Genomic DNA, 22,299 nt, shown 5'->3' on the forward strand with positions numbered 1-22,299 from the left:
GCACGGGCGTCGGTGGCATGCGGGAGAATGCGCGCATGCCACGCTCGTCGTCCCGCTCGTCCGGTCCAGGCTCGTCCGCACCCTTCGACCCGTCCGATGTCGACGAGAAGATCGTCGACATCGACGTCTCCGCCGAGATGGAGGGCTCGTTCCTCGAGTACGCGTACTCGGTGATCTACGCGCGTGCCCTGCCGGACGCGCGCGACGGTCTCAAGCCGGTGCAGCGGCGCATCCTGTTCCAGATGTCCGACATGGGCCTTCGTCCGGACCGCCCGTACGTGAAGTCGGCGCGCGTCGTCGGCGACGTCATGGGCAAGCTGCACCCGCACGGCGACACCGCGATCTACGACGCGCTGGTGCGCCTCGCGCAGGACTTCTCGCTGCGTCTCCCGCTGGTGGACGGGCACGGGAACTTCGGGTCGCTCGACGACGGTCCGGCCGCCCCCCGGTACACCGAGGCGCGCATGGCGTCCGCGGCCACGGCGATGACGCAGGGCCTCGACGAGGACGAGGTCGACTTCGTCCCCAACTACGACAACAAGCTGACGCAGCCCGAGGTGCTGCCCTCCGCGCTGCCGAACCTGCTGGTCAACGGCGCGTCGGGCATCGCCGTCGGCATGGCCACCAACATGGCGCCGCACAACCTCGTGGAGGTCGTCGCGGCCGCGCAGCACCTGCTCAAGCACCCGGACGCCGACCTCGACGCGCTCATGCGGTTCGTACCCGGCCCCGACCTGCCGACCGGCGGCAAGATCGTCGGGCTCGACGGCGTCCGCGACGCGTACCGGACGGGCCGCGGCACGTTCCGCACCCGCGCGACGGCCAAGGTCGAGTCGATCACGCCGCGCCGCCGCGGGATCGTCGTCACGGAGCTGCCCTACCTCGTCGGCCCCGAGAAGGTCATCGAGAAGATCAAGGAGGGCGTCCAGAACAAGAAGCTGCAGGGCATCACGTCCGTCCAGGACCTCACGGACCGCCAGCACGGCCTGCGCCTCGTCATCGAGATCAAGACCGGCTTCAACCCCGACGCCGTGCTCGAGCACCTGTACAAGTACACGCCGCTCGAGGACTCGTTCGGCATCAACAACGTCGCGCTCGTCGAGGGCCAGCCGCGCACCCTCGGGCTGCGCGAGCTGCTCCGGGTGTGGGTGGACCACCGCGTCGACGTGACGCGCCGCCGCTCGCAGTATCGCCTCGCCAAGCGCAAGGACCGCCTGCACCTCGTCGAGGGGCTGCTGCTCGCGATCGTCGACATCGACGAGATCATCGAGATCATCCGCTCGTCCGACGACGCGCAGGCCGCCAAGACGCGCCTCATGGGCGTGTTCGACCTGTCGGACGCGCAGGCCACCTACATCCTCGACCTGCAGCTGCGCCGCCTCACCAAGTTCTCGCGCCTCGAGCTCGAGAAAGAGCAGGACGAGCTGAAGCGCGAGATCGACGAGCTCGAGGCGATCCTCGACGACGAGCAGCGCCTGCGGACGCTCGTGAGCGACGAGATGGGGGCGGTCGCGCGCACGTTCGGGACCCCGCGCCGCACGATCCTGCTCGACTCCGCGGGCACGGGGGTGTCCGGCGCGACGTCGGTCGCCACCGCGACCGCCGGTCCGAAGGGGCGTGGCGTGCCGACCCTGTCGCTCCAGGTCGAGGACACGCCCTGCTGGGTGCTGCTGTCCGCGACGGGCCTGCTCGCGAGGTCGTCCGACGAGACCGCGCCCGCGCGGTCGGGAGCGCGGCACGCGCACGACGTCCTGCGCTCGGCGGTCGCCACGACGGCCCGCGCCGACGTGGGCGCCGTGACGAACCGCGGCCGGGTCGTGCGTCTCTCGGTGCTCGAGCTGCCGGGCCTGCCGCCCACGCAGGGGCCGCCGAGCCTCGCGGGCGGCGTCCCGGTCAGCGAGGTCGTCGACCTCGCGCCCGGCGAACGGGTGCTCGCGCTCGTGTCGTTGGCCCCTGACGCGCCGACGCTCGCGCTCGGCACCGCGCAGGGCGTCGTCAAGCGCGTCACGTCGGGCGAGGCGCCCGCAAAGGACGCGTTCGACGTCGTGACACTCAAGGACGGCGACGAGGTCGTGGGCGCGGCGCCGTGCGCCGACGACGACGAGATCGTCTTCGTCGCGTCCGACGCGAGCCTGCTGCACTTCGGGGCGTCGTCCGTGCGACCCCAGGGCCGGGCGGGCGGCGGCATCGCGGGCATCAAGCTCGCGGCCGGCGAGCGGGCCCTGTTCTTCGGCGTCGTACCCGCGCGGCTGCGCGACGGCGACGCGAGCGAGGAGGGTCTCGCGGGAGCGGTCGTCGTCACCGTCGCGGGGTCGTCGTCCGCCCTGCCGGGCACCGAGGCCGGCTCCGCGAAGGTCACCCCGTTCGAGCTGTACCCCGGCAAGGGGCGCGCGACCGGCGGCGTCCGGGCGCAGCGGTTCCTGCGCGGCGAGGACACGCTCCACCTCGCGTGGGTGGGGGCCGCTCCCCCCCGCGCGACCGGCTCGGGCGGGCAGGCGCTCGACCTGCCCGCGTCCGACGTGCGCCGCGACGGCTCGGGGCAGGCGCTCGCCGCGCCGGTCGCCGCGATCGGCTGACCGGTGCCGCGCGCGATCAAGCCCTGGGCGGACCTCACCCTGCGCCAGCGGCAGGCCGAGGTCGCCCTGAGCCTCGTCCACGTGCTGCTCAGCTGGGCGGGGGTGCTCCTCGTCTACTTCCTGCTGCCGTTCGACCGCGACCAGTGGTCGGACGAGCTGGTGCGGCTCCTCGTCGCCCTCGTGCTCCTGGCCCTGCTCGTCGCGTGGCAGGTCTCGAAGGTGCTGGACTCGCACGTCCCGACGCTGCGGGCCGGGCAGGCGCTCGGCACGATCCTCGTCGTGTTCCTGGCGGTGTTCTCGAGCGCGTACCTCACCCTGTCGCACGCCGACCCGAGCCGGTTCACCCAGCCGATCGACCACGTCGACGCCCTCTACTTCACCGTGACGACGTTCGCGACGGTCGGGTTCGGCGACATCACCGCCGTCGGGGACCTCACACGCGCGCTGGTGACCGTCCAGATGGTCCTCGACCTCGTCCTCATCGGGCTGGTCGTCCGGCTGCTCATGGCGGCCGCGAGGCTCAGCCGCGAGAACGGTCCGCGGCAGCGCACCGGGCACGGTCGCCGGGCGGGCGACGGGGACGCCGACGCGTCCTGAGGTCGCGACGGCCACGCCTCGAACGCGTGGCCGAACTACGGTTCGTCGGGTTCTTCGAACGGCAGCACCATCGCCGCGACCTGCGTCGCACCGGCCGCGCGCGCCGCGGCGACGACCGCCTCGACGGCCTCGAGCTGGCCCTCGACGAGGACCGGGCCGTCCGCCGCATGGTCGCCAGCCGACCAGGTGACGGGGGCGTCCGGCGCCGGCCGGAACCCCGGCGCGCGCACGACGGCCGCCGCCCGCACTCGCGGGTCGTCGGCGGGCCGCGCCAGCACCGACCGTGTGGCCGCGAGCCGCTCCAGGGTCCGCACCAGGACCCGCTGCAGCCGGTCGCTCGCCGTGAAGACGACGACGATCTCGCCGAGGCCCTCGGACGCGGCGGTCGTCGCGAACGACTCGAAGCCGACCCCGCGGCTCGAGAACACCCCGGCGATCGCGGTCAGCGTGCCGGTGCGGTCGACGCCGTGGACGACGGCGACCCAGCGGACGTCCAGGCCGCTCACCGCTGCACCGCCGGTGAGCTCACGTCGGGTGCGTGGCCGGGCGGCACGAGGGTTCCTGCGACCATCGCATCGATGGCCCGCGCCGACGCGGCGAGGAGGCGCTCCTCGTCGGGCGCGAGAGGGTCGAGCAGCACGTGGGTCCACCCTTCGGGTCCGAGGACGACGGGCACGCCCAGCACCCCGTGGACCGGTCGTCCTTCGAGGGCGGTCTCACCCTCGAGGGCCACCTGCCCGGCGACGACGATGTCCCGTCCGTCGAGGACGACCTCGACGAGGTCGACGGTGGCGGCGGCCGTCCCGGCGGCGGTCTTCGCGCCGCTCTGGTGCGTGAGCCAGGGGCGCGCGACGACGCGCAGGTCGGGCGGCCACGCATCCACGGCCTCGAACGCGGCCGCCATGTCGTCGGCCCCGACGCGGGCGAGGGTCTGCTGCGCGGCGACGATCTCGGCGGGGAAGGCGTCGAGCGTCCGGGGGCTCGGTCCGGACGGGGTGCGCAGGGCGTCCGTGGCGCGGCGACGCTCGTCCGGGTCCAGGCCGCGCACCCGCACGGTCGACCACAGCGGCACGAGACCCTCGCCGTGCGCGCCGGCGACGAACCCGCCGACCCGCTGGCGCCGCACGCCGAGCGACGTCGCGAGCTCGCGCCGGAACCGCAGCGTGTCGAGCCAGGCGCCCATGCCGATCACGCGGTGCCGGTCGAGGTGGCGCGACCGCTGCGACGCCGAGCTCGACGGGGTTGGACACGACGATGACGACCTCGTGGCCCGAGCCGTGCTCCGCGATCGCCCGCGCCTGGGCGTCGAACACCGCCGCGTTGTCGGCGGCGAGGTCGGCTCGCGAGACGGGCGCGCCGGCCCGGGCGGGCGCCGTCCGCCCGGCGGCGAGCACCACGACGTCCGCGACCACGTCCTCGGGACGCAGCGCGACGTCGAGCAGCGGCGCGTGCTCGTCGTAGGCGTCGACGAGGTCGGTGCGCAGCCCGTGGGTCGCGCGGGCCGACGGACCGTCCTCCCGCCCCACCAGCTGGAGCCGCGAGCTCGGCGGCAGGAGCCGCCGCTCGACGAGCTGCGTGCAGACCTGTCGTCCGACGTCACCTGTTGCCCCGAGCACTGCTACGTCCACGTTCCGCACCGTAGCCCTCGCGTGTTGCGCGCTCGTTGCGGCGGCCCAGCCGCAACGCCCGCCGACCGCCGGAGCGGCTACCCGGCGACGGCGCGCGCAGCGGGCGGCGGGTCGTCCGGGCTGTCGTCGTGGTCGACCAGCTCGACCATGTCGAGCACGCCGGACGTGGTGAGCAGTGCGACGACCTGGGCCGGGGCACGCACCAGGCGCGGCTTCGACGTCGGCGTCACCTTCATGAGCAGCAGGTGCAGGCCCGAGGAGTCCATGAACGTGACGCGCGAGAGGTCGATCGTCTTGGGCAGACCGTCGATCGTCGCGAGCAGGTCCTTCTTGACGCGGTGCGTGAGCGCGAAGTCGATCTCGCCCCACATCACCCAGCGTCGGCCACCGCGCTGCACGAGCACGCCGCTCGCATCACCCATGTCACACCTCCGCTCCGGTCGTGCGACACCGTGCGCCCGAGCCGGGGAAAGGCTACGCGGTCGCGGGCATCCGTGGTCGACCGAGACGCGCCGTCGGAACGTCCGCGCACGAGAGGGGGACGCGCGCGAGGATGTGCCCGTGGCACGCAACCACCAGGCGCCGGACGCCGTCGACAAAGACGCGTTCGAGCAGGTGATCCGTGAGGAGTCCGGCCTGGACCTTGCGCGAGCCGTCGTGTCGGCGGTGTTCAGCGTCGACGACCGGGCGTGGCTCGAGACGACGTACCTCCGCCTCCTGTCCGACGAGGACCCCCGCATCCGCGACGTCCGGACGACGGTGGCGACCTGCCTCGGTCACGTCGCGACGTTCTTCCGCGAGATCGACATCCGGGCTGTCGTGCCGGTGCTCGTCACCATGCTCGACGACGCGCAGCCAGGCGTGGACCGCCCTCGAGGACATCGCCCAGGTCACCGGAATCGACCTGCCGCCGAGCCCCTTCGACGTCACGGACGATGCCCCGGCGTGACACCGGCTTCGTCCAGCTCACGAGAGACATCGCGAACCGCCGGATCATCGTGGTCGCGCGCCACCGCGAGCAAGGCGGCCAGCGGCACCTGTGCCCCGACGTCGACCAGGAGCCACGCGAGCCGCGCACAGGCGTCCGCGTCGCGGTCGCGGACCTGCCGCAGCACGACATCGACGAACAGGCCCGTGTCGACAGCCGATCCCGCGGCCCGGATCACGTCGGAGACCGGACGTGCCCAGGCGCCCGCGAGGGCGATCTCGAGAAGCTGCTCGAGCAGCTGGGGAACGTCCCCGGGAAAGGTCCGCAAGAAGGTGAGCGCAGTCGACCGGTCCCACGCCGATCCGCCCGCCAACGCCGCATTCAGCAGATCGCTTCGCGTCGAGAGACGGTTCACCCCGGCTCGTCGCCGGGCCGCGTCGCGCTCCGCAGCAACCAGTGCGACCCATGCGCCGTCGCCTCCGCTCTTCCCGTTCATGCCATCGACTCGCTCCGTGTCGTCGTCGAACCACTTGCGCTGCGCGGGGCAGAGCGTATGACGACCGAGCAACCCTGACGACACTGCGGATGGTGACAGCCCATGGAATGGCAGCAGGACGTGATGCTCGACCTCATGCCTCGCCTCGGTGGGTGCGGCGTGACATCGATCGTGAAGTTCGACGACGAGCGCCTCGTCGAGGGCGGCGCGCCATGGACCGTCATCCTTTCGGGAGCCGGCATCGGCACCGAGGGCGCCGTCCGCGAGGAGTCTGCCGACCTCCGGGCGTGCCTGGTCCGTGCGCTCCGCAGGCTCCGCACGCAGAGCGCGCAGTGGAGCTGGCTCGACGCCGAGATCGTCGCCCTCGAGGAGGGTTAGCGGCTCTCGTCGAGCGTGCGGCCGACGGCAGGGACGAGCGACCTCGTGAGCAGGCGCTCGAGACGCCGGCGATCGGCGCTGGAGAGCACGGCGGTCTGTGGCGCCAGCGCCGCCGCGACCTGGGCGTGGACGACGGCGTGCTGCGCGCGTCCGACCGCGCTGAGCGACACCTCGACGACGCGCCCGTCAGCGGCGCTCGGGGTGCGCTCGACGAGCCCGCGCCGCTCGGCCCGGTCCACGAGGCCCGAGAGCGTCGAGCGCTCCAGGCCGAGGAAGTCGGCGAGCTCGCTGATGCGCAGCCGCCGGTCGGCCAGGATGCCGAGCACGCGCAGCAGCGTGAGCGACAGGTCGTGCTCGGCCGCGACGCGCGACAGGACGGCCGTGGTCATGAACGCGCTCTGTACGAGCGCGTCGACGAGCGCGTCGTCGGACGCGGCGACGGTCGGTGCGCCGTCCGTCGGTGCGCCGTCCGTCGGCGCGGCGGCAGGTGAGACGGAGGACTGCGCGGGGCTCATACCGTCAGCCTACCTTGAAGTAGTTCGCACCACGATCTACTCTGATTCGTAGAACGAATCATCTTCCGCCGAAGGAGCCATCATGAAGGCCGCACTCGTCACTGCGTTCGACACCCCGCCCACCCCGACCGAGATCGCCGCCCCCGTCGCCGCCGAGGGCCAGGTCGTCCTCGACGTCGTCGCCGCCGGGCTGCACCCCCGCGTCCGGTCGCAGGCGGACGGCTCGCACTACACCAGCACCGGCGCGCTCCCCCTCGTCCCCGGTATCGACGGGGTCGGCCGCGATGCCGAGGGCACGCTGCGCTACTTCATCCTGGACGACGACGACCAGGGCTCGTTCGCCGAGCGGGTCGCCGTCGACGCCCGTCGGACCGTCCCGCTCCCGGACGGCACCGACCCCGTGGTCGCGGCCGCGGCGATGAACCCGGCGATGTCGTCATGGGTCGCGCTGCGCCGCCGGATCACGTTCGAGGCCGGGCAGCAGGTGCTCGTCCTCGGCGCGACGGGCAGCGCCGGACGCATGGCCGTGCAGGTCGCGAAGCGCCTCGGTGCCGGCCGCGTCGTCGCCGCCGGGCGCAACCCGCAGTCGCTCGCCGCGCTCCCCGCGCTCGGCGCGGACGAGACGGTCTCGCTCGTCGGCGACCCCGACGAGGTCGCCGGCCGGCTCGCGGCCGCGGCAGCCGACGTCGACGTCGTCGTCGACTACGTGTGGGGCGCGACGACGGCGGCCGCGATGGTCGCTCTCGTCACGGCGCGCGCCGACCGCGGCAAGCCACTCACCTGGGTCGAGGTCGGCTCGGTCGGCGGGCGCGAGGCCACCATCCCGTCCGCCGCTCTGCGGGCCGCGCGGCTCGCGATCGTCGGCAGCGGCCAGGGCTCGGTCACGACGCGCGGAATCGTCGGCGAGCTCGGCGCGCTGGCCGATGAGCTCGGCCGCGGCACCTTCACAGTGGACGCTCAGCCAGTGCCCCTCGACGACGTCACCGCGGCGTGGGCCACCGGCAGCGACCGGCGCGTCGTCATCGTGCCCTGACGCACCAGGCGCGAATCCAGGGATCCGACCGGACAGATGCCTCGACCTGAGCCAGAGGTCGGGCTGTCGCGGACGTCGGCGATCGATCGGGACACTCGTCTCCCCTGCATAGCCATCGCTGTGGCCTGCGAGCACTCGCCCGCCAGTGTCCACAGGGGAGCTCTCCCCATCGACGGCCACGCAGTCGGGCGGGTACAGTCGCGGGTCATGGGATGCAGGGGGTCGGGGGCGTGTGAAGCGTCGCTGCTGGTAGCGGACGCAGTGGCTGGTGGTGTGCGGTGACGCGCCCGTCTGACTGGTCGCCGGTGGGTCTGGACATCGATCCGACGCCGGGTGATCCGGTGCTGGTGCTGGTGGGTGGTCGGGACTACCTCGATGTGGCGTCGGCTATTGATGATGCGGCGTCGGCTCTGGATCGCCTGTCGGTCGACGGGACGGTGTCCGCGGCGGTGGATGCGGTGATGGACCGCAAAGAGGACGTCATCGCGGACATTCGCAGGGCGCACGGGCGCTACGAGGCCGCGGGGAACGCGCTCGCGAGAAGCAACTCGAGAAGGCGCTTTCGGCACTAGAAGAAGATCCGCACGGATTCAAGGCTGATTGGGTAGGCAAAGCCAATGTCGCCCGGTTTGACGCGATGCGTGACGGCGACTCCCGGATCATCCTGGTCAGCAAGGACGGCAAGATCCTCATCCCTACCAATTACAGGTACATCCCGTGAGCGCATTTCGCAGTTACCTCCGCGTCGTCAGTTCCACGCTCGACCCCGATGACATCTCCGACCGCCTCGCGTCCCCGCCGGACGAGGCGACGGCGAGGGGCTCTCGAAAGCGACCGGAGCTGCCGCCCCGCACGACGACGACGTGGACTCGGAACGTGACCGCACCCGTCGAGGACGCTCGTCCGGAGGACTTCGAGCCCGTGATCCTCGCATGGGGACCAGAGTTCGCGCGCGCACTGGGGAGCCTCGTGACCGCAGGCGACGCGTTCGTCGCCCTGGAATTGGTCCAGGAGATTCGCGATCTTGACAGCAGCCGAGAGAAGGGCATCTTTCTGAGCCCCGAACTTCTCGCGTGGCTCGCAACCTCACACGCCTCTCTCGACATCGATCAATACATCTTCCACGACTGCTCCGAGGATCTCTGACGGCCCCGCGCCGCCGCCACTGTTGGTGACGTCGCGGTTGCGACACTGATTCCCGCGAGCACGTACGCCGAGCATCTCCGACGTCCTGACCGGTGCCGTCGAAGCGGCGGCCCAGATCGACCAGGGACGCCTCCTCCTCGACGAGCGCCTCGTGGCGGAGTGGATGAGCTTGGTGAGCCCGGGGCCGGCATCCTCGCCGTCGACTCAGCGGCCAGGCCGTCTTACCTGTGACTGGCTGCGCTCGGCTCTCCACGTCTTCGGGCGCCGAGACCGTCTCCGGCCCCACGCTGGTGGACGCCTTGCCGCACAGCACCTGGCCGCGCGAGGCGTGACCGGGCGACCGGTACCGCTCAGAGGTCGCGCACGTACGTCCAGATCTCGCGCTGTGGCCGGTAGCCCAGGTGCGCGTAGAGGCCGTCGGCCCCGCTCGGGTTCTCGGTGTCGACGTCCAGCTCGGCCCACCGCACGCCGTCCGCCAGGTACGCGCGCATGGCCGCGTCGAGCAGCGCCACCGCGACCCCGTGCCCCCGGAACGCCCGTCGGACCCCTAGCCGCATCGTGTACGCGGCGTCGCCGCCGTGCCGCTGTCCGATGTGGTACCCGGCGACGAGCGGCGCTCCCCCGTCGACCGCCCCGCGCGTCTCGTCGTCGAGCGTGTCGTCCCCGCCGGCGGCGAGCGCCGCCGCGTGCGTGGCGCTGTCCGGCTCGGTGACGACCGCGAAGCTCCACCCCGGTTCGAACGTCGACCGCCCGTACCAGCGCCAGGTGCTGTCGTCCTGCGGCTCGCTGCCCGGGTGGTCCCGGAACGCGTCGTTGTGCGCGAGGCGGATCGGCTCCTCGAGGTCCTCGGACCAGGGCACGACGCGCAGCCCCGGCCGCAGCCGCGGTTCGGGCGGCGGGGTGCCGAGGTCGCGCCGCAGGTACGCGTACTTGCGGCGGACGGTGAAGCCGGCGTCCCGCAGCAGGCGGTGCGTCGACTCGGGGGCGCTGTCGTCGACGTCGAGGACGGCCTGGGCGGGCGCACCCTCGCCGACGTCGCCCGCGGCGATGCGGGCCGCGTCGGCCGCCCACGCCACCAGGGCGCGCCCCACCCCACGGCCGCGGTGGTCGGGCCGGACGCCGACGTGCAGGAACGCCCGTTGAACACCCGTGTCACCGGGGCGCGTCGACACGACCGCGTACGCGACGGGGTCGCCGTCGACGTCGAGACCCAGCAGGGAACCGTCCGCGAGCGCCGGCGCGGGTGTCGCGAGCCATTCGCGCACCTCGACGAGGCTCGAGCGTCCGGGTGAGCGGTCGGCGCCCTCGATGATCGCGACGAGCGCGTGGACCGCGGGGGCGTCGTCGGGCGTGAGAGGTCGCCAGCGCAGGCCGGTCGCCGTGAGAGCGGTCTGCAGGTCGTCGGCAGCGGTGTCGTCCACCCCCCTACGCTAGGCGCGCCCGCCGGGGAGGGCATGGTGGCGCGGCCGCCGTCACGGCTCGCCTGCTCTCGGGAGCCGCACCGTGACGGTGAGCCCACCGCCGGGGCGGGGAGCGAGGGCGAGCGTCCCGCGGTGCGCACGCACGATGCTCGTGGCGATCGCGAGCCCGAGCCCGACGCCCGGGTGGTCCGCCCGGGAGCGACCGTTGCCGCGCTGGAACGGCTCCGCCAGCGTCGCGACGAGGCCCGGCGGCAGGTCGTCGCACGTGTTCTCGACGAGGAGCGTCACGCCGAGCGGCGACGCCGCTGTCGTCACGCGCACGTCCCCGCCCGTGGGCAGGTTGTGGACGATCGCGTTGTGCACGAGGTTCGTGGTGAGCTGCAGCAGCAGCGCGGGCGACCCGATCGTCGTCGCACCGGCATCGCCCGCGCCCTCGAGCGCGACCTGACGCTGCTCGGCCAGGGGCAGCAGCGTCTCGACGGCGTCCTCGGCCAGCAGCGACAGGTCGACGCGCTCGCGCGCGAAGGCTCCTTGGTCGGCGCGGCTGAGCACGAGGAGCGCCTCAGTGAGGTCGACGGCGCGCGTGTTGACGACCCGCAGGCGGGCGAGCAGCGCGCCGACGTCGCGGTCAGGGTCTTGCTCGGCGACGGCGAGCATCGCCTGGGTGACGGCGAGCGGGGTGCGGAGCTCGTGCGAGGCGTTGGCTGCGAACCTTCGCTGCTCGGCGACCTGCGCCTCGAGCCGTTCGAGCATGGTGTCGAACGCGTCGGCGAGGTCGCGGAGCTCGTCGCGACGGCCGGGCAGCCGGACGCGGTGCGAGAGGGTCCCGTCGGCGGCGACCCGCGCCGCGTCGGTGATGCGGGTCAGCGGCGCAAGCATGCGGCGCGCGAGGAACCATCCGCCCACGAGGCCGAAGACCAGCAGCAGCCCCAGCATGAGCAGGGCCTTGGGGGCGAACGCGTCCCAGAGGTCGGAGCGGCCCGGCACGAACAGCGCGGGACCGGGGCGGCCGCCACTGTCGTCCGGCGTGGGGACGAGGACCGCCTCCGCCGGGACGTACCGCAGCAGGAAGACGAGGACGACGGAGATCAGGCCCACGCCCGCGACCATGACCAGCCCGGCGTAGCTCAGCGTGAGCTTGAGCCGGACGCTGAGGCCCCGCTCGCGGGTCACGGTCCGGTCTCCGCCGCGGGCGCGTGCGGCGCCAAGGGCCCCGCCGCACGTGCCCCGTCGATCCGGTAGCCCACGCCCGGCACGGTCGCGACGAGCCAGGGCTCGCCGAGGCGTTTGCGCAGGCCGGACACGGTGATGCGCACCGCGTTGGTGAACGGATCGGCGTTCACGTCCCACGCCCGTTCGAGCAGCTCTTCGGCGCTCACGACGCCGCCGTCCGCCGCGACGAGCACCTCGAGCACGGCGAACTGCTTGCGGGTGAGCGCGACGTACCGGCCGTCCCGGTACACCTCGCGTCGGAACGGGTCGAGGCGCAGGCCGGCGACCTCGAGCACGGGCGGACGGTGGCTGGCCCGACGCCGGTCGAGGGCGCGCAGCCGCAGGACCAGCTCGCGCAGCTCGAACGGCTTGGTCAGGTAGTCGTCCGCGCCGAGCTCGAACCCGGACACCTTGTCGTCGAGACGGTCGGCGGCGGTCAGCATGAGGACCGGCAGGCCGGTGCCGGACGCGACGACGCGCCGCGCCACCTGGTCGCCGGGGACCCCCGGCACGTCCCGGTCGAGGACGGCGATGTCGTAGGCGTTGACGGCCAGGAGCTTCAGGGCCGTGTCGCCGTCGCCGGCGACGTCGGCCGCGATCGCCTCCAGCCGCAGCCCGTCGCGGATCGCGTCCGCCAGGTACGGCTCGTCCTCGAGGATCAGCACACGCATGGCCCCATGCTCCCGGGCGGGGCGTATCGCGCGCATATCGAGAACCGCGTACGCCACCGCAACACGCCGCCGCGTGGACTGGGGGCATGACTTCTCAGCACGTCTCGCCCGGCCGCCGCTGGCGGCGGGGAACGACCGTTCTCGCCGCCTGTGCCGTCCTCGGGACCGGCGGCGTCGCGGCCGCCGCACACCTCGGGCCTGCGAGCGCCGGCCCGACGGGCTCGGCAGCGTCTGCCGGCGGCACGGACCAGGCGCCTGCGGCGGCACCGCCACGACTGGCTGCGGCTCGCTCGAGCGACGAGGGAGAGGGGACGTCCGGGGTGACGAGGGTGTTCGGTCACGCGGAGACCGTCACCCGCCTCGACCCGGAGCTGCTCGACGCGCTCCGCCGGGCAGCGACCGCCGCGGAGCAGGACGGCGTGGGGTTCGTCGTCGACAGCGGCTGGCGGTCGGCGGCCGACCAGCAGCGGCTCCTCGACGACGCCGTGGTGACGTACGGGTCGCTCGCCGCGGCGCAACGCTGGGTCGCCACGCCGGAGACGTCCCAGCACGTCCGGGGTGAGGCCGTCGACCTCGGACCCGTCACGGCGAGGACCTGGCTGGAGCGCCACGGCGCGGCGTACGGCCTGTGCCGGACGTACGCGAACGAGTCGTGGCACTACGAGCTGCGCACGAGCGCCGTGCGGAACGGGTGCCCCGCGCCGTACGCGGACGCCGCGCACGACCCGAGGATGCAGCGATGACCGTCGTCGTGAAGGGGGCCGTGGGCGACGCCGGGTCCGAGGACGCGCCCGGCCACACCGGGTCGCGGCGGCTCGTCGCACTGTTCGCGGTCTACCTCGTGCTGCTCGTCTGGCTCGTGCTCTGGAAGTTCGACCTGCCCTGGCGGGGGCCGGACGCCGAGCGCACCGTGAAGCTCGTGCCGTTCGTCGCCGCCGGCGGGAACGGGGCGAGCCGACCGAGTGAGGTTCTGGCAAACGTCCTGCTGTTCGTCCCGTTCGGGCTCTACCTCGGCCTGCTCGGGTCGCGGATCCGGTGGGGTCGGGCGTGCCGTGCGGTCGCAGCGGCGAGCGCGGGGCTGGAGGTTGCGGAGTACGTCCTCGCGGTGGGGCGCTCCGACGTCACCGATGTCGTCACGAACACCCTCGGGGGCGTGGCGGGACTCGTCGTCGTGGCGGTGGTTCGGCGAGCCGTCCCCGGTCGAGCGGAGCGGGCACTGGCGCGGGTGTGCGCTGCCACGACCGTGATCGCCATAGTGGCCGTCGCTGCGTTCGTCGCGGCGCCCGGGCAGCTGCACAACGGTCTCGCCGGAGCCGGGAACCACGGGCGGCCAGGCCAGGGGCCCGACAGCGTGCCACCCCTGCACGATGGAAGCGGCTCGCAGGGGCCGCCTGGCGGCAAGTGACGCGGTGTCACGCAGGCTGTGGACGCGCGAACGGGGAAGAACGGGACGTGGCTATCCTCCTGACGGGGGCGAGGGGCGTCCCGTCAGGGGGTCCGTACGTGGGTCGTCCGGTGGATTGGTCGCCGGTGGGTCTGGACATCGATCCGACGCCGGGTGATCCGGTACTGGTGCTGGCGGGCGGTCGGGACTACCTGGACGTCGCGACGGCGATCGATGACGCGGCGTCGGCGTTGGACCAGTTGTCGGTCGACGGGACGGTGTCGGCGGCCGTGGATGCGGTGATGGACCGCAAGGAAGACGTCATCGCGGACATCCGGAAAGCGCACGGCCGCTACGAGGCCGCGGGCAACGCCCTGGTGGGCTATGCGGGGGTGCTGGACCGGGTCCAGTCGGACACGCTGGCGGCGTTGAACTCGGCGATCTCCGCGCTGGACGAGTCGGCGGACGCGACCGGGACCAAGAGTCGGTGGCAGCAGCTCGCAGACGACGCCCAGGATCCGCACGAGAAGACGGTCTACCAGCACAAGGCTGATGCGGCGGGTGACCAGGTCACTGCGGCCCATGGTGTGGTGAACGCGGCGAAGGGTGACATCGACACCGCGGTCGCCGACCGGGACCGCGCGGCGGACAACGCCATCGCCCAAATCACCGACATCACCAGTCACGATGATCTGAACGACTCGTGGTGGGACGACTGGGGGTCGAAGGTCGTCGCCGCGATCGCCGATATCGCCGATGTGATCTCGGCGATCGCGGGGATCCTCGCGATCGTGGTCGCGTTCATCCCCGTGGTCGGCACCGCCCTCGCCGGTGTTCTCTTAGTGGTCGCGGCGGTCGCGGCCATCGTGTCCGCGTTAGCCAACATCGCGTTAGCGGCCACCGGCGAGAGATCCTGGCTCGACGCGGGGATCGCGATCGCCGGCGCCGCCCTGAGTGTCATCGGCCTGGGTGCCGCGGCGAAGGCCGCCACCGGGATCTCCAAGGTCGCCCTCAAAGCCGGAGCACGCGAGTCGCTCTCCGGGTTGAAGGGGCTCGCGAAGGGCGGGATCAAGAACGGGCTCGAAGGCTTCGGCCGCAAGCCCGCGTGCAAGATCGGGTTCGGGACCTGCTTCACCGCCGGCACCCTCATCCGCACCCCCGACGGCGACAAACCCATCGAAGACCTCCGCCCCGGCGACAAGGTCTACACCCACGACCTCGCCGCCGGTCTCGACGTCATCGAGACCATCGAAGAGACCTTCGTCCGGACCACCACGACCCTCTACCACCTGACCATCGCCGGCCAGCGCGTCACCACGACCGACGAACACCCCTTCATGGTCCAGGGAATGGGCTGGATCACGGCACGCGACCTCACCGTCGGCGACCACCTCGTCACCGCCGGCGACTCACAGTCCGGCACCGTCCGCCTCGACACCATCGACATCCAACACGTCGACCCCGCCAGCGCAGGCGAGACCCCCGGCGGCGTGACCGTCTACAACATCCACGTCCGCACCCACCACACCTACTACGTCCTCGCAGGCGACAGCGCCGTCCTCGTCCACAACATGGGAAATCACGACCAAGTGTCCCGCTACAGTGACCTGATCTCAGAGCGGCGACGTGCACATATTTTGGATGGGGACGCGACCGGCGGCGGACATCGATGGCCAGGCGCCGAAGGAAAGACGCCATTTCCGCAGGAGTGGTCAGACGAGGATGTACTGGAGCACGCCATGGATATCGCGACTGATCCACGCACGACCTGGACCGGTGGAGGGCCGGGAGGTGCGCTTCTGACGCGTCGAGGTCTGCCAGCCCGCTTCGTCGCGATCGCGGAACGCGGCGGCGTCCGGATGAAGGTGGTCTTCGAGCCAGCTGGCGAAGGTGTCATTACTGCTCATCCGATCGAAGGAGCTTCCGATGGATCTTGAGGCTCGACTGCTCAGTCTCGGTCAAGACTTGGCCCTCCGAACGGCCGCTGAAACACTCGACGAGTACCTCGATCTTGTCCGGGCGGGCGAGTACGGGGTCGCTCTCGAGATCTTGTGCGACCGCCTTGACGACGCGCAGGCGCCGCTTCTGCGTTCCGACGTGGAGGTCATCCAAGCGCTGGCGCGAGAGATGCAGCTCGATCGCCCCAGCATCGCCTTCATCCGGGACCTCATCCCTGAAGGAGAGTGACGTCAGAATGCGCTCGTCACTCCACCTTGCGACCGCGCCGAGCTCGGCGTGATGACTCCGTGCCGGTCCGCGGACGCACCCTCACCGCACGGGCTCGCCGCACTACGCTGACCGCATGCCCGCACACGTCGACCTGCCCCTCCTCCCCCGCGCCGCGGCTCTCGCCGAGGCGTTGCGCACGCGCGTCGTCGTCGCGGACGGTGCGATGGGCACGATGATCCAGGCGCAGGACCCGTCGCTCGACGACTACCAGGGCCTCGAGGGCTGCAACGAGATCCTCAACGTGTCGCGCCCCGACATCATCGGCGCGGTGCACGACGCTTACCTCGCCGTGGGCGTGGACGCGATCGAGACGAACACGTTCGGTGCGAACTGGTCCAACCTCGCGGACTACGACATCGACGACCGGATCACGGAGCTCGCCGAGGCGGGCGCCCGGATCGCCCGCGAGCGGGCGGACGCACACGCGACGCCCGACCACCCGCGCTGGGTGCTGGGCTCGATGGGCCCGGGCACCAAGCTGCCGAGCCTCGGGCACACCACGTACCAGCACTTGAAGGACACGTTCGCGCAGGCCGCGCTCGGGCTGGTGCAGGGCGGCGCGGACGCGATCCTCGTCGAGACGAGCCAGGACCTGCTGCAGGCGAAGGCCGCGGTCAACGGGTCGAAGGCCGCGATGGCGGAGCTCGGGCACCGGGTGCCGATCATCGTGTCCGTGACGGTCGAGACCACGGGCACGATGCTCATGGGCTCGGAGATCGGCGCGGCCCTCACGACGCTGCAGGCCATCGGCGTCGACGCGATCGGCCTGAACTGCGCGACGGGCCCCGACCAGATGAGCGAGCACCTGCGTCACCTGGCCAAGCACGCGGACATCCCCGTGACCTGCATGCCGAACGCCGGTCTGCCCGTCCTCGGCGCGAACGGCGCCAGCTATCCCCTGACGCCCGACGAGCTCGCCGCCGCGCACACGCAGTTCGCGCGCGAGTTCGGGCTGGGGCTCGTCGGGGGGTGCTGCGGCACGACGCCCGAGCACCTCGCGCGCGTCGTCGAGGCCGTGCGGGCGCAGCCGGTCGCGGAGCGCGCGCCCGAGCGTGAGAACGGCGTCGCGTCGCTGTACTCGCACGTGGACTTCCGCCAGGACGCGTCGTTCCTCGCGATCGGTGAGCGCACCAACGCGAACGGGTCGAAGGCGTTCCGCGAGGCGATGCTCGCGGAGGACTGGGACGAGTGCGTCCAGATCGCGCGCGCGCAGACGCGCGACGGCGCGCACCTGCTCGACGTGTGCATCGACTACGTGGGCCGCGACGGCGTGGCGGACGCCCGCGAGGTCGTCTCGCGCCTCGCGTCGGCGTCGACGCTGCCGCTCGTCATGGACTCGACCGAACCGGCAGTCCTGCAGGCGGGGCTCGAGCTCATCGGCGGGCGCGCGGTCGTGAACTCGGTGAACTTCGAGGACGGCGACGGCCCGACGTCCCGGTACGCGCGGATCATGCCGCTCGTCGTGGAGCACGGCGCGGCGGTCGTCGCGCTGACCATCGACGAGGAGGGCCAGGCCCGCACGCGCGAGGGCAAGGTCGCGATCGCGTCCCGGCTCATCGACGACCTCACCGGGGTGTGGGGCATGCGACGCGACGACATCATCGTCGACGCGCTGACGTTCCCCATCGCGACCGGCCAGGAGGAGACGCGGCGCGACGCCATCGAGACGATCGAGGCGATCCGCGAGATCACGACGAAGTACCCCGGTGTGCACACGACCCTCGGGGTGTCGAACGTGTCGTTCGGCCTCAACCCGGCCGCGCGCACGGTGCTCAACTCGGTGTTCCTGCACGAGTGCGTGCAGGCGGGGCTGGACTCCGCGATCGTGCACGCCGCGAAGATCCTTCCCCTCAACCAGATCCCGGACGACCAGCGCCAGGCGGCGCTCGACCTCGTGTGGGACAAGCGCGAGTACGACGCCGAGGGCAACCTCACGCACGACCCGCTCGCACACCTGCTCGACCTGTTCTCCGGCGTGAACATGTCGGAGCTGCGCGACCAGCGGGCCGCCGAGCTCGCCGCGCTGCCCGTGGGCGAGCGCCTGCAGCGACGCATCATCGACGGCGAGCTCAAGGGCCTCGAGGACGACCTCGACCAGGCGCGCCTCGTCGAGGGCATGAAGGCGCTCGACATCGTCAACGACCAGCTGCTCGAGGGCATGAAGGTGGTCGGCGAGCTGTTCGGCAAGGGCGAGATGCAGCTGCCGTTCGTGCTCCAGTCGGCCGAGGTCATGAAGAAGGCCGTGGCACTGCTCGAGCCGCACATGGAGAAGATCGAAGGCTCGTCCGGGAGCAAGGGGTCGATCGTGCTCGCGACCGTGCGCGGCGACGTCCACGACATCGGCAAGAACCTCGTCGACATCATCCTGACCAACAACGGCTACACGGTGCACAACATCGGCATCAAGCAGCCGATCTCCGCGATCATCGAGGCCGCCGAGCAGCACGACGCCGACGTCATCGGCATGTCGGGCCTGCTCGTGAAGTCGACCGTCGTCATGAAGGAGAACCTCGAGGAGCTGTCGTCGCGTGGGCTTGCGAAGCGGTGGCCCGTGCTGCTGGGCGGCGCCGCGCTCACGCGCACGTACGTCGAGGACGACCTGGCTGGCATGTTCGACGGCGAGGTCCGGTACGCGCGCGACGCGTTCGAGGGGCTGCGGCTCATGGAGCCTCTCGTGCGGGTGGCGCGCGGCGAGGATCCGTCCACCGTGGGGCTCCCGCCGCTCAAGAAGCGTCGCCACGCGACCGTCAAGCTCGCGGAGACGCCCGACGAGGAGCTGCCGGCGCGCTCCGACGTGGCCGCCGACAACCCGGTGCCGGAGCCGCCGTTCTGGGGGACCCGGATCGTCAAGGGGCTGCAGCTCGCCGACTACGCGAAGTTCCTCGACGAGCGCGCGACGTTCATGGGCCAGTGGGGGCTCAAGCCCGGGCGCGGCGCGGACGGCAAGACCTACGAGGAGCTCGTCGAGACGGAGGGGCGGCCGCGGCTGCGCGAGTGGCTCGACCGCGTCCACACCGAGGGCATGCTCGACCCGTCTGTGATCTACGGGTACTTCCCCGTGTGGTCGGAGGGTGACGACGTGGTGGTCGCGCACCACGGAGGGCCCGACGGGGGCTCGGGCGGTGAGGTCGGGACGGAGTGGCTGCGGTTCACCTTCCCGCGGCAGCGCCGCGACCGGCACCTGTGCCTCGCGGACTTCGTGAAGCCGAGGTCGTACCTCGAAGAGACCGGGCGGTTCGACGTGCTGCCCGTGCAGCTCGTCACCGTCGGCGACACCGTCGACGTGCACACCGCACGATTGTTCGCCGACAACAAGTACCGCGAGTACATGGAGCTGCACGGACTGTCCGTGCAGCTCACCGAGGCGCTCGCCGAGTTCTGGCACTCACGAGTGCGGGAGGAACTCGGGTTCGCGTCGGAGGAGCCGGCCGACGTGGACGGGCTGTTCAAGCTCAACTACCGCGGGGCGCGGTTCTCGCTCGGGTACCCGGCGTGCCCGGACATGGAGGACCGGAAGAAGGTCGTCGAGCTGCTGAAGCCGGGGCGGGTGGGGGTCGTGCTGTCGGAGGAGCTGCAGCTGCACCCGGAGCAGTCGACGGACGCATTTATCATGCATCACCCCGAAGCCAAATATTACAGCGTCTGACCTTCTCCTAACCGTGCGACATTCTGCAGCGGTCAGTCTCGAACCGAATTCTCGGCCACATCCTGTGGCGCGAGAGGAACTGATTCGGTGAGCACATTTCCGTCGTCGTCAAGCCCCGTCTTGACGACCAGGAAGATGCGACCCGTCGCAATGCTTCCGCGTGGACCTCGGCCTGACCCGACAGGTCGCGGCTCGATCGCGGCGAGCCAGGCCGTGAGGAGGCGCTGCCGATCCTCCATCGTTGCCGCGGAATCGAACTCCTCCGCCACCGTCTTCCCCGTGGGGGCGAACTCTCGACGCGGCACCGTCGGCGTGGAGCGGATCCGCGTCCTTTCGGCCTTGAGTGCCGAGATTCTCGCGAGTGCGGCGGACTCCGCATCAAGACCGTCTGCAGCCAGGAGTGCCGCGGATGCAGCGGCAAGCGCAGCCTCCAGATCGATGAGGGCAGCTTCGACCTCGGTGGACTCGACAACTTGCTCGACGACATGAGGGCGGGAGCCAACCTCGCTCAGGAACCGCTCGATGACGGCTTCCTCGAGGTCAACGGCTCGGACCCCTGTCTGCCCCGGGCACTTCCCGCCCTCCCTCGCGGGCATGGGATGGTGATAGTCGACGGCGTCCCGCAGCTTGTGAGTACGGATGTGGAAGCGCGCGCCGCAGATGTGGCAGCGAACGACTCCAGAAAGCAGCCGACCACCCTTTCGCAGGTGCTTCCGTGTACCGACGTTGTCCCGCCACGGGAACATGGCGTGCAGTCGTCGAGACTCTTCGATCGTCAGTACCGGGTCCGAGACGAGGATGGGCTCCCCATCAGCGCCACAGACCGTCTCACCCCGCTCGAGCTGACGGCCCAGAAGCGGCGCACCGGTCACCATCCGGACAATGACACTGTGCCCCCAAGCACCGATCTCCAGGTCGGACGGGTCCTTTCCAGCGATGAGTGCCTTGCGAGCGGCGGAATTCGGCGCGGGAACGCAACGATCAGTCAAATCCCCGGCCACGTTATAGGGGCTCTCGCCGCCCAGCAGGCGCTCGACGATTTCGCGCACGACCGCGACTTCTTCAGCATCCTGAACGAGGCGCTTTCCTCCGAGCGCTTCAACCGGTCGGTAACCATACGGGACTCTCCCACCGCCCCAGAGACCCGCCCGGAGGCGTACGGCACGGTCGGACTTGATCCTCAGGCTGATGTTGTCCGACTCCATCCGGGCAACCTCAGCCAGCATGCCGGCAACCAGACGCCACGCCGCGCTGTCGCTTCGGAGCCCGTCTTGGAGCGCGACGAAGAGTGTTCCCGGGCGGGACTCAAGCGCGTCCATCAATCCAGCGAGTGCACCGAGCCCCTGCCTGGTGAATCGATCGAACTTCCAGACGGCGAGCACGTCGGCGCGTCCGTCCGCCAACATCGCTACTGCCTCGGTCGCGTTGGCCCTCGCCTCTCGCCCCGAGATGCCGTCATCGACGAGCACGCGGATCACTCCCCAGCCCTCCCGCGCGGCCAATGCCCGTAGGTCGTCTTCCTGTCGAGAGATGGAGGTCGACGTCTCATCTCCCTGGACCGACAGACGCGCGTAGATGACAGCTCGCTTCGTTGCTCCCCTGACCATCGCCGCAGTATGCCCGCTTTGCGAACCTATGTACACCCGGAGGCTAAGTACTTCAGCGTGTGACAGCCCTGTCGCCGACCTCCCCGTGCCAGTACGCGGCGTTGTCGCTTCCTGTGCGAACGATCACGTCGGGGGCAGGCGGCGCCGACCACAGTTCGATCAGGTACCAGTCGACAGCGCCGGCGGCGAACTCGCCGTCGCTCCCCGCATCGCGACCCCGAGCGTTGACCCGAACGCGATACTGACCCGGGACGATCGCCTCCAGGCGACCCCAGTCCTCGCCTGCCCACGTCTGCCATCGGACGTCAACTCCAACGGGGACGACCGTCGACACTTCGACCACGTCATCCCACGACGCGTCGGGGTCGCCGGGGGGTGTGTCGAGCAGGACGATCCGGACCGGTGAACCGCCCGACCTGCGCGCGATGTTGATGTAGACGCCGTCCGGGTCCGCAGCGCCCACGAGACCGTTCGCCTGCCCGGCGAAGAACCGGTCCCAGTCACCGTCGAAACCCCCATCGTCGGACCACGTCAGGTCGAACTGGCCGTAGTCGGTCCGGATCACGCCGTCGAGCAGTACCGTCGTCATGGCCCGGACGGTAGACGCACCCACCGACGCTCAACCACGCGACGAAGCCCGGTTCCTCACGCTCCCGCCGCCAAGGCATTCGAAGCCGTGGCGGATGGCGGTGTCCGTCCCATTAGCGGCTCACGTGCCGAGCGCCCCTTTGGCCTAAGTGTTGTGGCTCATGAGGTTGGTGACACGGGTCGGGGTGTGAGGAAGGGGTAGGCCCTGGCGGCAGGATGGAAGTACCTCTACGACCGCCTGCAC

21 protein-coding genes and 1 pseudogene are annotated in these 22,299 nt (G+C 71.3%); 11 read left to right on the forward strand and 11 right to left on the reverse strand.

What is annotated here, in order from left to right; genetic code table 11:
• The first annotated feature begins 35 nt into the window (after positions 1 to 35).
• Positions 36 to 2,576: a DNA gyrase/topoisomerase IV subunit A gene (locus CLV34_RS14425; RefSeq protein ID WP_100350988.1), complete on the forward strand. Its 2,541-nt coding sequence runs from the start codon at positions 36 to 38 to the stop codon at positions 2,574 to 2,576.
• Between the two features lie 3 nt (positions 2,577 to 2,579).
• Entirely contained in the window at positions 2,580 to 3,173 is a 594-nt protein-coding gene (locus CLV34_RS14430; protein ID WP_100350989.1) for a potassium channel family protein, read from the forward strand.
• Between the two features lie 35 nt (positions 3,174 to 3,208).
• Here the strand turns inward: CLV34_RS14430 and CLV34_RS14435 are convergent, their stop codons facing one another.
• From CLV34_RS14435 to CLV34_RS14455, 5 genes and pseudogenes are all read right to left on the reverse strand, one after another.
• Positions 3,209 to 3,679, reverse strand: coding sequence for an ACT domain-containing protein (locus CLV34_RS14435; protein ID WP_100350990.1), 471 nt, complete (start codon positions 3,677 to 3,679; stop codon positions 3,209 to 3,211).
• On the reverse strand, positions 3,676 to 4,365 hold the full coding sequence (locus tag CLV34_RS17100) for a hypothetical protein (RefSeq protein ID WP_245859261.1): 690 nt from the start codon (positions 4,363 to 4,365) through the stop codon (positions 3,676 to 3,678). Before CLV34_RS17100 ends, CLV34_RS14435 begins: the two co-directional genes overlap by 4 nt.
• An 88-nt stretch (positions 4,366 to 4,453) precedes the next feature.
• Positions 4,454 to 4,810 (reverse strand): annotated as a pseudogene (locus CLV34_RS17105) (lactate/malate family dehydrogenase); the annotation flags it as partial.
• 68 nt (positions 4,811 to 4,878) lie between these two features.
• Positions 4,879 to 5,223, reverse strand: coding sequence for an STAS domain-containing protein (locus CLV34_RS14445; protein WP_100350991.1), 345 nt, complete (start codon positions 5,221 to 5,223; stop codon positions 4,879 to 4,881).
• A gap of 504 nt (positions 5,224 to 5,727) precedes the next feature.
• Entirely contained in the window at positions 5,728 to 6,225 is a 498-nt protein-coding gene (locus tag CLV34_RS14455) for a hypothetical protein (protein WP_157803867.1), read from the reverse strand.
• Positions 6,226 to 6,327: 102 nt separating this feature from the next.
• Between CLV34_RS14455 and CLV34_RS14460 the strand changes: the two genes are divergently transcribed.
• Entirely contained in the window at positions 6,328 to 6,603 is a 276-nt protein-coding gene (locus tag CLV34_RS14460) for a hypothetical protein (protein ID WP_211289465.1), read from the forward strand.
• Here CLV34_RS14460 and CLV34_RS14465 read toward each other — a convergent pair.
• On the reverse strand, positions 6,600 to 7,118 hold the full coding sequence (locus CLV34_RS14465; protein WP_100350994.1) for a MarR family winged helix-turn-helix transcriptional regulator: 519 nt from the start codon (positions 7,116 to 7,118) through the stop codon (positions 6,600 to 6,602). The genes CLV34_RS14460 and CLV34_RS14465 overlap by 4 nt on opposite strands.
• A gap of 82 nt (positions 7,119 to 7,200) precedes the next feature.
• Here CLV34_RS14465 and CLV34_RS14470 point away from each other — a divergent pair, with 82 nt between their 5' ends.
• The 3 genes from CLV34_RS14470 (at position 7,201) to CLV34_RS14480 (ending at position 9,297) form a co-directional block, all read left to right on the forward strand.
• Positions 7,201 to 8,151, forward strand: coding sequence for a quinone oxidoreductase family protein (locus CLV34_RS14470; RefSeq protein WP_100350995.1), 951 nt, complete (start codon positions 7,201 to 7,203; stop codon positions 8,149 to 8,151).
• Positions 8,152 to 8,456: 305 nt separating this feature from the next.
• Positions 8,457 to 8,723 (forward strand): hypothetical protein, encoded by a 267-nt coding sequence (locus tag CLV34_RS14475; protein WP_157803868.1) that lies wholly within the window; start codon positions 8,457 to 8,459, stop codon positions 8,721 to 8,723.
• A 145-nt stretch (positions 8,724 to 8,868) separates the two neighbouring features.
• Positions 8,869 to 9,297, forward strand: a complete 429-nt coding sequence (locus CLV34_RS14480; protein ID WP_100350997.1) for a DUF4279 domain-containing protein — start codon at positions 8,869 to 8,871, stop codon at positions 9,295 to 9,297.
• Positions 9,298 to 9,647: 350 nt separating this feature from the next.
• Here the strand turns inward: CLV34_RS14480 and CLV34_RS14485 are convergent, their stop codons facing one another.
• The 3 genes from CLV34_RS14485 to CLV34_RS14495 are packed head-to-tail and all read right to left on the reverse strand — an operon-like array spanning position 9,648 to position 12,601.
• A complete protein-coding gene (locus CLV34_RS14485; protein WP_100350998.1) occupies positions 9,648 to 10,718 on the reverse strand; it encodes a GNAT family N-acetyltransferase in 1,071 nt (356 codons plus the stop codon).
• Positions 10,719 to 10,769: 51 nt separating this feature from the next.
• On the reverse strand, positions 10,770 to 11,891 hold the full coding sequence (locus tag CLV34_RS14490; RefSeq protein WP_100350999.1) for a sensor histidine kinase: 1,122 nt from the start codon (positions 11,889 to 11,891) through the stop codon (positions 10,770 to 10,772).
• Positions 11,888 to 12,601 (reverse strand): response regulator transcription factor, encoded by a 714-nt coding sequence (locus tag CLV34_RS14495; RefSeq protein WP_100351000.1) that lies wholly within the window; start codon positions 12,599 to 12,601, stop codon positions 11,888 to 11,890. Before CLV34_RS14495 ends, CLV34_RS14490 begins: the two co-directional genes overlap by 4 nt.
• Before the next feature lie 86 nt (positions 12,602 to 12,687).
• Here CLV34_RS14495 and CLV34_RS14500 point away from each other — a divergent pair, with 86 nt between their 5' ends.
• The 5 genes from CLV34_RS14500 to metH all read left to right on the forward strand — a co-directional run bounded on the left by CLV34_RS14500 (position 12,688) and on the right by metH (position 19,860).
• Positions 12,688 to 13,344: a M15 family metallopeptidase gene (locus CLV34_RS14500; protein WP_100351001.1), complete on the forward strand. Its 657-nt coding sequence runs from the start codon at positions 12,688 to 12,690 to the stop codon at positions 13,342 to 13,344.
• Positions 13,341 to 14,006: a VanZ family protein gene (locus tag CLV34_RS14505; RefSeq protein ID WP_100351002.1), complete on the forward strand. Its 666-nt coding sequence runs from the start codon at positions 13,341 to 13,343 to the stop codon at positions 14,004 to 14,006. Before CLV34_RS14500 ends, CLV34_RS14505 begins: the two co-directional genes overlap by 4 nt.
• Before the next feature lie 125 nt (positions 14,007 to 14,131).
• Positions 14,132 to 15,922 carry a polymorphic toxin-type HINT domain-containing protein gene (locus CLV34_RS14510; RefSeq protein WP_157803869.1) on the forward strand — a complete coding sequence of 597 codons (1,791 nt, stop codon included), beginning with the start codon at positions 14,132 to 14,134 and terminating at the stop codon, positions 15,920 to 15,922.
• Positions 15,912 to 16,172, forward strand: a complete 261-nt coding sequence (locus tag CLV34_RS14515) for a MafI family immunity protein (protein WP_100351004.1) — start codon at positions 15,912 to 15,914, stop codon at positions 16,170 to 16,172. The genes CLV34_RS14510 and CLV34_RS14515 overlap by 11 nt, the downstream gene beginning before the upstream one ends.
• 115 nt (positions 16,173 to 16,287) lie before the next feature.
• Positions 16,288 to 19,860: a methionine synthase gene (metH, locus tag CLV34_RS14520; protein WP_100351005.1), complete on the forward strand. Its 3,573-nt coding sequence runs from the start codon at positions 16,288 to 16,290 to the stop codon at positions 19,858 to 19,860.
• A 32-nt stretch (positions 19,861 to 19,892) separates the two neighbouring features.
• Here metH and CLV34_RS14525 read toward each other — a convergent pair whose 3' ends face one another.
• Both CLV34_RS14525 and CLV34_RS14530 read right to left on the reverse strand, forming a co-directional pair.
• Positions 19,893 to 21,467 carry a recombinase family protein gene (locus CLV34_RS14525; RefSeq protein WP_100351006.1) on the reverse strand — a complete coding sequence of 525 codons (1,575 nt, stop codon included), beginning with the start codon at positions 21,465 to 21,467 and terminating at the stop codon, positions 19,893 to 19,895.
• 52 nt (positions 21,468 to 21,519) lie between these two features.
• The gene (locus CLV34_RS14530) at positions 21,520 to 22,032 is read right to left on the reverse strand and encodes a hypothetical protein (RefSeq protein WP_157803870.1); all 513 of its coding nucleotides are present in this window, start codon (positions 22,030 to 22,032) and stop codon (positions 21,520 to 21,522) included.
• Between the last annotated feature and the right edge of the window lie 267 nt (positions 22,033 to 22,299).

It is taken from the genome of Luteimicrobium subarcticum (assembly GCF_002798015.1).
In the GTDB taxonomy this organism is placed as follows: Bacteria; Actinomycetota; Actinomycetes; order Actinomycetales; family Cellulomonadaceae; genus Luteimicrobium; species Luteimicrobium subarcticum.